The following is an 11,790-nucleotide window of genomic DNA, read 5'->3' on the forward strand; positions in this document are numbered from 1 at the left end:
GACTCGAGGAACGGGTATCCCCTGATTTTACCAGCCCTCCGCCCCCGACGGAAAAAGGGGACGGAGGGGATTAAGTCGCGATTGCCCAGCCTCTGGGCGCTGCGACCGGGAAACGGAGGGGAGAAAACGACTTAATCCCCTCCGTCCCCTTTTACGGTTCTACCTTGCGCGGGAACGGCTGCTCGCGCGTTGCGGCGTTGTAGGCAAACGAGGCGACGATGGCCGCGGCCTGCTTCAGGTCTTCCGGCTCGGCGTGGTCCCAGGTGTCCAGGTGGCTGTGATGGACGTTGGTGAAGTAGTCCAGCCGGTCCTGGATGAACTGGAAGCCCGGCAGGCCGATGCGATCGAAGCTGATGTGGTCGGTGCTGCCGGTGTTGCGGGTGGCCACGGTGGTGGCACCCACGTCATGGAACGGTGCCAGCCAGGCTTCGAAGATCGGCATCGCCGCCAGGTTTTCCTGCGCGTAGATGCCACGGAAGCGGCCCGAGCCGTTGTCCATGTTGAAGTAGACCTGGAACTTGCCGTAGTCGCGGGTCTTCTGCAGCGCGCCGGTGGGCTCGCGCAGCGACGCCGGCAGCGCCTTCTGCGCCGGGTCGGTGGGTTCCGGGAAGCGACCGAAGTGCTTGGCCACATAAGCCTGCGAGCCGATCAGGCCCTGTTCCTCACCGCTCCACAGCGCCACGCGGATGGTGCGCTTGGGCTTGGCACCGGTCGCCTTGAGGATGCGCATCGCCTCCATCATCACCGCCACACCGGCCGCGTTGTCGGCCGCACCGGTACCGCTGTGCCAGGAATCCAGGTGCGCGCCGATCATCACCACTTCATCGGGCTTGCTGCTGCCACGGATCTCCGCCAGCGTGTTGTAACCGGGCTGGTCGGCCTCGTCGGTGAAACGCGCGGCTACATCCACGCGCAGGCGCACGGTCTGCTTGGCCTCCAGCGCGCGCACCAGCGGATTGAAGTGTTCGCTGATCATCGCCAGCTCGGGAATACCCACCGATTCACCCGCCTTGCGCGAACCGCCACCGGCAACCCGGATGATGCCGTTGTCCCAGCTGCTGATGCTGATCGAGGCCAGCGCGCCTTCTTCCACGAAGAACGCATTGACCTTGGCCGCCAGCTGCTGGCGTTCCTGGTACTCCTTGACCCGCTTGGCACGCTCGGCGGTGGCGTCCTTGTCCTTGGGCAGGGTGAATTCCTGCAGGCCCTCCAGCGAGGTGGCGTCGTGGCGATGCGAATCCGCCTCGGTGCCGCGCTTGTACTCGCGCGCCTCGCCCAGCAGCAGGATCTTGCCGCGCAGCTTGCCGCGGTACTTCTCGATGTCTTCGGGCTTCTTGATCTCGACCTGGACCAGCTCGCCTTCAACCGGGCCCTTGGTGCCCGGCGTCCAGGCCTTGGGCAGTGCATGCAGCGGCTGCACGCGGTCACCCAGCATCTCCACGCTGGCCGAGGTGAACTCCCAGCCGCGCCCGAAGTCGTCGAAGGCTTCATCGTGGACGTTGTCCAGCTTCCATTCGTTGAACTTGCCGCGGGTCCACGCGTTGGCGCGGCCCATTGCCGGCGAGTTGGTCAGGCGCGGGCCGATGCGCTCGGTGAGATAGCTGAAGGTGTCCATCACCTGCGAACGGTGGAAGGCCTCCTGGCGGATGCGGCTGACCATGTCCAGGTCCACCGTCTCGCGCTGCTGCGCCCCTGCATTACCACCCATCGCCAGCGCTGCGGCCAGCATGCCCCACTTCAACACATCGCACCCCTGCCCTTCGGCTCGATCATCAACCCATCGAGTCTAGCCAGCAGGGGCGCGGGGATACCGTCCCATCGGTCATGGACGGCGGTAGAAGCGTGCGAACCAAGGTTCGCACCCACAGGAGAGTGGTTGGTTCGCACCTGCCAAACCACTTCATCCACTCCACCCCAGCCACAGCTGCGCCCGTTCCGGCAGCAGCAGCAACCAGTGCCGCCGGTCGATGCTGCTGCAGCCGTACACCGCGGCGTGTGCGGGCCAGTCATCGGGTAGCCCACCGATGCCGATCTCGGCCAGCGCCTCCGCCCCGGCCTTCCATGGCCGGTAGCGCGGCACCCGGCCAGCCACCGCGCCGCGTCCCTGCCGCGCGCCCTGCAGCCAGCCCAGCCCCTTGCCCTGCAGTCCCTCGCAGGTCACTGCAGCCAGCTGGAAGCGGACCAGGCCGGGGGCGATCCGTGCCCCCGGCAGGGCCGCCAGCACGCCATGTGCCTGCAGCAGTGCATCCACTTCCAGCAGGGCCGGAATGCCCTGCCGTGCCCGTTGCCGCAATCCCTGGCGCCAGCTCATGGCGTGCTCCTTACTTCAGTTCCGCGCCAAGCGCATACCAGTCCACCCGGCGCGTCACCCACATCGCCAGCGCCAGGATCACGAACAGCAGCAGCGACCCCATCAGCAGCGCGTTGTTTTCCGATACCAGCAGGCCATACAGCGCGCCGTACAGCACGGTCAGCAGCGCCGCGAAGCCGAGGCCGCGCTTCCAGTGGCCCAGCACATTGGCCAGGTACACCGCCTGCAGGCCGATGCAGGCCACGGCCGAAACCAGATACGCCTTCCAGAACGCGATGTGCTCGGACAGGCTGATCAGCAGCAGGAAGAAGATCGCCAGCGCCAGGCCCACCATCAGGTACTGCAGCGGATGGATGCGCAGCGACTTGATCAGCTCGAACAGGATGAAGCCGACGAAGGTGAGCAGCACGAACAGCACGCCGTACTTCGAGGCACGGTCGGCCTGGGTGTAGGTATCGACCGGATCGACCAGCGACACCGTTACCGCCTGCGAGTCGACCGAACCGTCATTGCGCAGCTGTCGCTGGGCGTCGGAGGCCAGCGAGGACACCGCCCAGCGCGCATCGAAGCCCTGCGCATCGACGCGTCGCTCATTGGGCAGGAACGCACCGCTGAACGACGGATGCGGCCAGCTCGAACGCAGCGCGATGTGGGTGTCATCGCCCACCGGCACCACCGACAGCATGCGGCTGCCATCCAGGCGCAGCTCCAGTTCAACGGTGCTGGCAGCCAGCGTGCCGCCCTGATCCGCAGCGAAACCGGCCACCGGCGCATGCAGGCCTCGCCCCACCTCGCTGGCGGCGCCAACGCCCGGCAGCAACCGCAGTTGCTTGCCATCCACGCGCAGGTTCGGCGTACCGACCAGGCCGCGCACATCGGAAATGCCCACCGCCACATACGGCTGGCCATAACTGCGGCCGGCCTTCACCGGATAGTCGTCTGCGGCAAAGGTCGCCTTCAGCTGGCCGTTCCAGCTGTACACCGGCACCTTGAACAGGCCGACTTCGCGCTGGCTCGGCAGCATCTCGCCGCCTACCTCCAGCGACGCCGGCATCTGCAGCCAGTGCCCCTCGGTGACCTGCACCTCGGTCTTCTTGACGCCCAGCGGGTCAACCAGTTCAACCTGCTTGCGTTCCACCCATGGCACCACCCGTACCGGGCCCACCAGCTGCTGTGCACCAGCGCGGCTGTCGGCCACCCGCGAGAAGGCCTCGTCGCGGTACGCACTGCGTTCGTTGATGACCCCGCGGATCATCGTCAGCGGAACCAGCAGCAGCAGGATCAGCCCGCCGACAATGGCGAACCTCAGCAGCATCTTCAGGGATTTCATGGTCCATCCTCGTTGGAGAGGGCTGCAGGATGGACCGCCGTGGTGAGCAGGGTTTGTGGCGAATTTGAAGCGAGTGTGAAGTCAGCGGCGCGGGCGCTGGCCCGGCGCACCCAACGGCAGCCACAGGCTGGCCACGGTGCCGCCGCCCTCGCGGACGTCGACACTGGCGCGCCCATCGTGCAGGCGCGCGACTTCCTGCACGAACGGCAGGCCCAGGCCGGAACTGCGCCGCCCGCTGCCGGGCCGCGCCAGCGAATAGAAGCGCTCGAACACCCGTTCGCGCGCATAGTCCGGGATACCGGCGCCGCGGTCGGCCACCTGCAGGCGCACGCCCTGCCCGTCCACCTCGGCCCGCAGCGCAATCTCCGCGCCGGACGGCGAGAAGGCAATCGCGTTGTCGATCAGGTTGTGCAGTGCCTGCCGCAGCAGGTAGCCGTCGCCCTGCACCTGCAGGTCGGGCACGCTGTCGATGCGGACCTGCACGCCGGCCGCCTGTGCGCGCACCTGCGCGGCAGCGGCCGCATCGGCCAGCAATGCCGGCAGCGCGATCCGGTCGCGGGTCTGCAGCCAACCGTGCTGCTCCACTTCAGCCAGTGCCAGCAGCTTGTCGATGGTCTCGGTCAGCCGCTCCTGCTGGTCGACAATGCTGCGCGCGAAATGCACGCGGTCGGCTTCGGGCAGCGGCTCCTGCAGCAGCTCGGCAGCACCGCGGATGGCCGCCAGCGGGCTCTTCATCTCATGCGTCAGCGACTGCACGTACTGCTCGACGTAGGCCTTGCCTTCCAGCTTGCGGCGCATCGTTTCCAGCGCCTGGCCGAGATCGCCGATCTCGTCGCGTCGGCGCCGAGGCGGTGGCACCGGTTCGCCGGCGCTGACCGCACGTGCATAGCGGCTGAGCTGGCCGAGGCCGGTGGTCAGCCACATCGTCACCAGCACGCCGACCAGCGCCGACAATCCGATCAGCCAGGCCCCGCGCTCGATGATGGCGCGCTGGCTGGCGGCGATGAACGGATCGATGCTGCGGTTGGGCTGCGCCAGGCTGAGCACGCCGATCAGGGTGCGCCCATCGGCCGGGTCATATACCGGCGCCGCCACATGCATCACCGTATCGCCCTCTTCGCCGGCAATCTCGGGACTGGAACGAGCGCCGTACTCACCGCGCAGGGTGCGGTAGACATCATTCCAGCGCGAGTTGTCGCGCCCCAGGTCGCGGCCCAGCGAGTCGTAGATGACGATGCCCTTGGCGTCGGTGATGGTCACCCGGTAGTCCAGCGAGCGCTTCGGGAAACGCCAGACCATCGCCTTCAGGTCGCGCTGGCGCGCCTTGGCCAGGTTGCGGGTGAAGCTGCCGCTGCGGATGGTGCCCGCCTTGACGTCGGCGGCGGCCATCTCGGCCAGCACGTTGGCGGCATCGACCAGGGTCGATTCCATCGCCTGGCGCACACCCGGCTTCACCTCGTTGACGAACACGCGCATCACGAAGAACGCCGCGATGCCGGTGATCAGGAAGAAGCCCAGAAACAGCTTCAGCACCAGGCGCATCGGCTAGACCTCCAGCGCGTAGCCAAGGCCACGGTGGGTGCGGATCGGGTCGTCGCTGGCGCCGGCCGCGCGCAGCTTGGCGCGCAGCGTCTTTACATGAGTATCAACGGTGCGGTCGGCACTGTCGGCGCTGCTGTCCCAGCCGCGGTCCATCAGCTGGGCACGGCTGAGAATGGCACCGGGACGCTGCAGCAGCGCCTCCAGCAGCGCGTACTCATAGCGGGTCAGGTCCAGTGCCTGGCCACGGAAGCGGATGCGCCGGCCTTCGCGGTCGATGGCGAAAGCGCCATGTTCCTGCCAGCCCCCATCGGCGCTGGGCGCTGCGGTGACCGGTGCCGCACGGCGCAGGCGCGCACGCACCCGCGCCACCAGCTCGCGCGGCGAGAACGGCTTGGTCATGTAGTCGTCGGCGCCCAGCTCCAGGCCGAGCACGCGGTCCACTTCATCATTGCGGGCGGTCAGGAAGATCACCGGCAGCTGCGCTACCGGCCCGGGCTGCGCGCGCAGCCGCCTGCACACCTCGAAACCACCCAGGTCGGGCAGGCCCACGTCCAGCACCACCACATCGATATCCCCGGCCTGCAGCCGCTGCAGCGCCTCCCCGCCCAGCAGGCAGTGGCTGGCGGCATAGCCCTCGCTGCGCAGCGCATAGAGCACGGTTTCGGCGATGGCGGCTTCGTCCTCGACTACCAGGACATGGGCAACGGGAGCTGTCATGGCGCGCAGCATAGCCGCTGCGGCCGCCGCCCCGTACACTGCCGCCCATGAACTATCGCCACGCCTTCCACGCCGGCAACCACGCCGATGTGCTCAAGCACATCGTGCAGCTGGCCCTGATCGACAGCTTCAAGCGCAAGGACAGCCCGTTCTTCGTGCTCGACACCCACGGCGGTGCCGGCCGCTACCTGCTGGCCAGCGAAGAGAGCCGCAAGACCCTCGAGGCCGAGTCCGGAATCATGCGGCTGATGGCCCAGCCCAAGCTGCCGGAGGTGGTCGAGCGCTACCTGAAGGCGGTACAGGCCGACAACCCGGTGGGCGCGATGACCAACTACCCGGGCTCGCCGCTGCTGAGCGCACAGGCCATGCGTGCGCAGGACCGCATGGCAGTGTGTGAGCTGCAGGAAGCCGAAACGGCCACGCTGAAGGCCCTGTTCGCCCATGACAGCCGCGTCGATGTGCGGGCGGGCGATGGCTATGCCCTGCTGCGTTCGCTGCTGCCGCCGAAGTTCAACGGCAGCAAGATCGGCCGTGGCCTGGTCCTGATCGACCCGCCCTACGAGGCCCAGGACGCCGAATACCAGGCCGTTCTGGCCGCCCTGGCCGAAACCCTGGCGCGCTGGCCGCAGGCCACCTGTGCCGTCTGGTTCCCGATCAAGCAGCGCCGCACCATCCTGCATTTCCTGCGCAAGGCCAGCGCCCTGCCGGTGAAATCGGCGATGACGATCGAGTTCCTGGTGCGCCCGGACGACTCGCCGCTGCGCCTCAATGGCAGCGGCATGCTGCTGCTCAACCCGCCCTGGCAGTTCGACCGGGTGGTCGGCCCGGCCCTGCCGGCGCTGCGCCAGCACCTTGGTGAACCCGGTGCCAGCACCCGCCTGGATTGGCTCAAAGCACCCGAATAACGGCCTTCACGAGGCTGTACCGCCGTGAGCCTTTCGTTCACGGAATGCAGCCCCGGTGATGCCACAATCGATGGACCACCAAGGAATCACCCGGTATGGCCACTCGCAACCGCATGCCGCCCTGGCATGAGATCTTCAAGGCTCCCAGCGGCCACGAGCTGCTGATCCGCCCCATCCGCCCGGAAGATGGCGCACCGCTGCAAGCGGCGTTCAGCCTGTTCGGGCCGGAAGAAATCCGTGATCGTTTCCTGCAGGCGGTGACCGAGCTGTCGCCGGAAACCACCCAGCGCCTGACCCACCCCAATCCCAAGACCGAGATCACCCTGGTCGCAGCCGAATCCCTGCCCGCTGGCGAAGCGGTGGTCGGCGCGGTCGCCCGGGCCTCGATCATCCCCGGTACCCGTGAAGCCGAGTACGCGATCCTGATCAGCCGCTTCCTCATTGGCCAGGGCCTGGGCCGGCAGCTGATGCGCAAGCTGGTGAAGTGGGGCCGCGGCAAGTACCTGGACCGCCTGTACGGCGACGTTGCCGCCGAGAACGAGCCGATGAAGCAGCTGGCCGCCTCGCTGGGCTTCAAGCCGGTGCCGCACCCCACCGGTGCCGAAGGCCTGGTGCGGATGGTGCTGGAGCTGGACAACTGACGGCCGCGCCGGGCGTGCCCGGCCACGCCTCCCGGTAGTGCCGGCCACTGGCCGGCGTTCCGTTCCCCCAACGGCACATGAGGCGGCCGGCAAACGGCCGGCACGACCCACCGGGCTTCGATCAGGCTTCTGCTAAAATCCGGGGTCCATGTCGCGTACCTCATACCCCGCCCCGCCGCTGCCGCGCGCCGGCCAGCTCCGCGCCTGGTGGCGCGCCCCCGCCTCGCCGACCGCCCTGGCCTGGTACCTGGCCCAGGCCGCGCGTGCGCACGACGCGCCGCTGCTGGTGATCGCCCGTGACAACCACGGTGCCAACCAGCTTGAAGCCGACCTGCAGACCCTGCTCGGCGGTGACCCGGCCCTGCCGGTGGTCGCCTTCCCGGACTGGGAAACCCTGCCCTACGACCGCTTCAGCCCGCATCCGGACATCATTTCGCAGCGCTTGTCCGCCCTGCACCGCCTGCCCGCGCTGAAGCGCGGCCTGGTGATCGTGCCGGTGCAGACCCTGCTGCAGCAGCTGGCCCCGCGCAGCTATGTGATCGGTGGCAGCTTCGACCTGAAGGTCGGCCAGCGCCTGGATCTTGAGGCCGAGAAGCGCCGTCTGGAAAGCGCCGGCTACCGCAACGTGCCGCAGGTGATGGACCCGGGTGATTTCGCCGTGCGCGGCGGCCTGCTCGACGTGTTCCCGATGGGCGCCGACGAACCACTGCGGGTGGAGCTGCTGGACGAGGACATCGACTCGATCCGTGCCTTTGATCCGGAAAGCCAGCGTTCGCTGGACAAGGTCGAGGCGGTGCACATGCTGCCCGGCCGCGAAGTGCCGATGGACGAGGCCAGCATCGCCCGCGTGCTGGCCACGCTGCGCGAGCGCTTCGATGTCGATACCCGGCGCAGCGCGCTGTACCAGGACCTGAAGTCCGGGCTGGCCCCGGCCGGCGTCGAGTACTACCTGCCGCTGTTCTTCGAGCGCACCGCGACCCTGTTCGACTACCTGCCCGACGGCAGCCTGCCGGTGGTCTGCGCCGGTGCCGGCGAAGCCGCCGAGGCGTTCTGGGCACAGACCGGTGAGCGCTACGAACAGCGCCGCCACGATGTGGAACGGCCGCTGCTGCCGCCGTCGGCGCTGTACCTGTCGCCGGAGCTGCTGCGCGAGCGCCTGAACGATGCCCCGCGCATCGAGGTGTGGTCGGCTGACCACGCGCGCATCGCCGATGCCCATGCGCTGGGTGACCAGCCGCTGCCACCACTGCCGGTGGCCGCACGCGAGGCCCCCGCTGGCGACGCGCTGAAGTCCTTCCTCGGCCACTATCCGGGCCGGGTACTGATTGCCGCCGACTCGCCCGGGCGTCGCGAGGCCCTGCTGGAAGTGCTGCAGGCCGCCGAGCTGAAGCCGCCGGTGGTGGCCGACCTGCCCAGCTTCCTCGCCGACGATGCGCGCTTTGCGATCGCGGTGGCGCCGCTGGAAGATGGCTTCGCACTGGACGATCCGCGCATCGCGGTGCTGACCGAGCGCCAGCTGTTCCCCGAGCGCGCCGGCAGCACCCGCCGCACGCGTCGTGCCGGCCGCGAGCCGGAAGCGATCATCCGCGACCTCGGCGAACTGACCGAGGGTGCACCGATCGTGCACGAAGACCATGGCGTCGGCCGCTACCGTGGCCTGATCGCGATGGATGTCGGCGGCATGCCCGGCGAATTCCTCGAAATCGAATATGCCAAGGGCGACCGCCTGTATGTGCCGGTCGCGCAGCTGCACCTGATCAGCCGCTACTCCGGTGCTTCGGCGGAAACCGCGCCGCTGCATTCGCTCGGTGGCGAGCAGTGGAGCAAGGCCAAGCGCAAGGCCGCCGAGAAAGTACGCGACGTTGCTGCCGAACTGCTGGAGATCCAGGCCCGGCGCCAGGCGCGTGCCGGCCTGGCCCTGCAGGTGGACCGCGCGATGTACGAGCCGTTCGCGGCCGGCTTCCCGTTCGAGGAAACGCCGGACCAGCTGGCCGCCATCGACGCCACCCTGCGCGACCTGGCAAGCAGCCAGCCGATGGACCGTGTGGTCTGCGGCGACGTCGGCTTCGGCAAGACCGAGGTCGCGGTGCGCGCGGCGTTCGCCGCCGCCAGTGCCGGCAAGCAGGTGGCCGTGCTGGTGCCGACCACGCTGCTGGCCGAGCAGCACTACCGCAATTTCCGCGACCGCTTCGCCGACTATCCGATGAAGGTCGAGGTGCTGTCGCGCTTCAAGAGCACCAAGGAAATCAAGGCCGAGCTGGAGAAGGTGGCCGCCGGCACCATCGACGTCATCGTTGGCACCCACCGCCTGCTGCAGCCGGACGTGAAGTTCAAGGACCTGGGCATGGTCATCGTCGACGAGGAGCAGCGTTTCGGCGTGCGCCAGAAGGAAGCGCTGAAGGCGCTGCGCGCCAACGTGCACCTGCTGACCCTGACCGCCACGCCGATCCCGCGAACGCTGAACATGGCCATGGCCGGCCTGCGCGACCTGTCGATCATCGCCACGCCGCCGCCGAACCGGCTGGCGGTGCAGACCTTCATCACCCAGTGGGACAACGCGCTGCTGCGCGAAGCCTTCCAGCGCGAGCTGGCACGCGGTGGCCAGCTGTACTTCCTGCACAACGACGTGGAAAGCATCGGCCGCATGCAGCGCGAGCTGTCCGAGCTGGTGCCGGAAGCGCGCATCGGCATCGCCCACGGGCAGATGCCCGAGCGCGAGCTGGAAAAGGTGATGCTGGACTTCCAGAAGCAGCGCTTCAACGTGCTGTTGTCGACCACGATCATCGAGTCGGGCATCGACATCCCCAACGCCAACACCATCATCATCAACCGCGCCGACCGCTTCGGCCTGGCCCAGCTGCACCAGCTGCGTGGCCGCGTCGGCCGTTCGCACCACCGCGCCTACGCGTACCTGGTGGCCCCCGACCGCCGCTCGATCACTCCGGACGCCGAAAAGCGCCTGGAAGCCATCGCCTCGATGGACGAGCTCGGCGCCGGCTTCACCCTGGCCACGCACGATCTGGAGATCCGCGGTGCCGGTGAACTGCTCGGCGAGGACCAGAGCGGGCAGATGGCCGAGGTCGGTTTCAGCCTGTACACCGAGCTGCTGGAACGCGCGGTGCGCAGCATCAAGCAGGGCAAGCTGCCCGACCTGGATGCCGGCGAGGAAGTGCGCGGTGCCGAAGTCGAGCTGCATGTGCCGGCGCTGATTCCGGAAGACTACCTGCCGGACGTGCACACCCGCCTGACCCTGTACAAGCGCATTTCCAGCGCGCGCGACAGTGATGCGCTGCGCGAACTGCAGGTGGAGATGATCGACCGCTTCGGCCTGCTGCCGGATGCGGCCAAGCACCTGTTCGCCATCGCCGAGCTGAAGCTGAAAGCCAACGTGCTGGGCATCCGCAAGCTGGACCTGGGCGAGAACGGTGGCCGCATCGTGTTCGAGTCCAAGCCGAACATCGACCCGATGGCGGTGATCCAGCTGATCCAGAAACAACCGAACCTCTACGCCATGGAAGGGCCCGACAAGCTGCGCATCAAGCACCCGCTGCCGTTGCCGGAAGACCGCTTCAATGCGGCCCGCGCCCTTCTGACCACCCTCGCCCCGGGGTGATTGCCCCCCGAACACCCCGCACCGGTCCCCACCCGGTGCGGGCGGATGACCATGTTTCCTGACGCCGTACCCGCCCCCGACCTGCTGCACGCGCAGGCCTGCCTGATCGATGCCCTCTCGATGTCGCTGCAGATGCGCGACGCCTACACCCGCCACCATTGCGACCGCGTCGGCCTGCTCGCGCAGCGCCTGGCCACGCACTGCGATCTCGATGACGATGCCTGTTCGCAGATCGGCCTGGCCGCGCGCTTCCATGACATCGGCAAGATCGGCATTCCCGACGATGTACTGCTGACACCGCGCCGGCATACCGACGAGGAACGCGCGATCATGCGTGAGCATCCGGTGCGCGGCGAACACATCTTCCTCGCCACCGGCCGCAGCGACGCGGCACCGGTCGCACGCCTGATCCGCGCCCATCACGAGGCCTTCGATGGCAGCGGCTATCCCGACGGCCTGCGTGGCGAGAGCATTCCACTGGGCTCACGTATCGTCACCGTTGCAGATGCCTACGATGCCATGACCAGCGTACGCCCCTACCGCGCGGCGATGGAACGCGAGACTGCGTTGCGCATCATCGACGAGCAGTCCGGCGGACTGATCGATCCCTACGTGCTGCAGCGCTTCCATCGCATGCTGGCGCAGGAGCCAGAGTTGGCCTGACTGATGCTCTGGCTGGCTCGTCGGTAGAGTCGACTGCTAGTCGACTGCTCTTCGTACCGATCGCGAAA

At 68.0% G+C, this 11,790-nt stretch carries 9 protein-coding genes; 4 read left to right on the forward strand and 5 right to left on the reverse strand.

Annotation, left to right across the window (positions count from 1 at the left end; genetic code table 11):
- Positions 1-151 precede the first annotated feature (151 nt).
- The 5 genes from AC13GF_RS01040 to creB form a co-directional block, all read right to left on the reverse strand.
- Positions 152-1,729, reverse strand: coding sequence for a M20/M25/M40 family metallo-hydrolase (locus tag AC13GF_RS01040; protein WP_483003683.1), 1,578 nt, complete (start codon positions 1,727-1,729; stop codon positions 152-154).
- 171 nt (positions 1,730-1,900) lie between these two features.
- Positions 1,901-2,311, reverse strand: coding sequence for a hypothetical protein (locus tag AC13GF_RS01045; protein ID WP_483002819.1), 411 nt, complete (start codon positions 2,309-2,311; stop codon positions 1,901-1,903).
- Between the two features lie 10 nt (positions 2,312-2,321).
- A complete protein-coding gene (gene creD, locus AC13GF_RS01050; RefSeq protein WP_049433884.1) occupies positions 2,322-3,641 on the reverse strand; it encodes a cell envelope integrity protein CreD in 1,320 nt (439 codons plus the stop codon).
- Positions 3,642-3,722: 81 nt separating this feature from the next.
- Positions 3,723-5,183: a two-component system sensor histidine kinase CreC gene (gene creC, locus AC13GF_RS01055; protein ID WP_483002821.1), complete on the reverse strand. Its 1,461-nt coding sequence runs from the start codon at positions 5,181-5,183 to the stop codon at positions 3,723-3,725.
- A 3-nt stretch (positions 5,184-5,186) separates the two neighbouring features.
- Positions 5,187-5,912: a two-component system response regulator CreB gene (gene creB / locus AC13GF_RS01060; protein WP_483002822.1), complete on the reverse strand. Its 726-nt coding sequence runs from the start codon at positions 5,910-5,912 to the stop codon at positions 5,187-5,189.
- Positions 5,913-5,947: 35 nt separating this feature from the next.
- Here creB and AC13GF_RS01065 point away from each other — a divergent pair, with 35 nt between their 5' ends.
- The 4 genes from AC13GF_RS01065 to AC13GF_RS01080 all read left to right on the forward strand — a co-directional run bounded on the left by AC13GF_RS01065 (position 5,948) and on the right by AC13GF_RS01080 (position 11,722).
- The gene (locus AC13GF_RS01065) at positions 5,948-6,805 is read left to right on the forward strand and encodes a 23S rRNA (adenine(2030)-N(6))-methyltransferase RlmJ (RefSeq protein ID WP_049446789.1); all 858 of its coding nucleotides are present in this window, start codon (positions 5,948-5,950) and stop codon (positions 6,803-6,805) included.
- 95 nt (positions 6,806-6,900) lie between these two features.
- Positions 6,901-7,446, forward strand: a complete 546-nt coding sequence (locus AC13GF_RS01070; protein WP_004150340.1) for a GNAT family N-acetyltransferase — start codon at positions 6,901-6,903, stop codon at positions 7,444-7,446.
- A gap of 148 nt (positions 7,447-7,594) precedes the next feature.
- Positions 7,595-11,059 (forward strand): transcription-repair coupling factor, encoded by a 3,465-nt coding sequence (gene mfd / locus AC13GF_RS01075; RefSeq protein WP_483002823.1) that lies wholly within the window; start codon positions 7,595-7,597, stop codon positions 11,057-11,059.
- Positions 11,060-11,104: 45 nt separating this feature from the next.
- On the forward strand, positions 11,105-11,722 hold the full coding sequence (locus tag AC13GF_RS01080) for an HD-GYP domain-containing protein (RefSeq protein WP_180852207.1): 618 nt from the start codon (positions 11,105-11,107) through the stop codon (positions 11,720-11,722).
- Positions 11,723-11,790 lie beyond the last annotated feature (68 nt).

The organism is Stenotrophomonas sp. 22LJNL06-5-1 (assembly GCF_056861455.1).

What these genes read in the sequence shown, in the direction of transcription:
- AC13GF_RS01040 (WP_483003683.1), bottom strand. Translation starts at nt 1,729, where the DNA reads ATGCTGGCCGCAGCGCTGGCGATGGGTGGTAATGCAGGGGCGCAGCAG.
- AC13GF_RS01045 (WP_483002819.1), bottom strand. Translation starts at nt 2,311, where the DNA reads ATGAGCTGGCGCCAGGGATTGCGGCAACGGGCACGGCAGGGCATTCCG.
- creD (WP_049433884.1), bottom strand. Translation starts at nt 3,641, where the DNA reads ATGAAATCCCTGAAGATGCTGCTGAGGTTCGCCATTGTCGGCGGGCTG.
- creC (WP_483002821.1), bottom strand. Translation starts at nt 5,183, where the DNA reads ATGCGCCTGGTGCTGAAGCTGTTTCTGGGCTTCTTCCTGATCACCGGC.
- creB (WP_483002822.1), bottom strand. Translation starts at nt 5,912, where the DNA reads ATGCTGCGCGCCATGACAGCTCCCGTTGCCCATGTCCTGGTAGTCGAG.
- AC13GF_RS01065 (WP_049446789.1), top strand. Translation starts at nt 5,948, where the DNA reads ATGAACTATCGCCACGCCTTCCACGCCGGCAACCACGCCGATGTGCTC.
- AC13GF_RS01070 (WP_004150340.1), top strand. Translation starts at nt 6,901, where the DNA reads ATGGCCACTCGCAACCGCATGCCGCCCTGGCATGAGATCTTCAAGGCT.
- mfd (WP_483002823.1), top strand. Translation starts at nt 7,595, where the DNA reads ATGTCGCGTACCTCATACCCCGCCCCGCCGCTGCCGCGCGCCGGCCAG.
- AC13GF_RS01080 (WP_180852207.1), top strand. Translation starts at nt 11,105, where the DNA reads ATGACCATGTTTCCTGACGCCGTACCCGCCCCCGACCTGCTGCACGCG.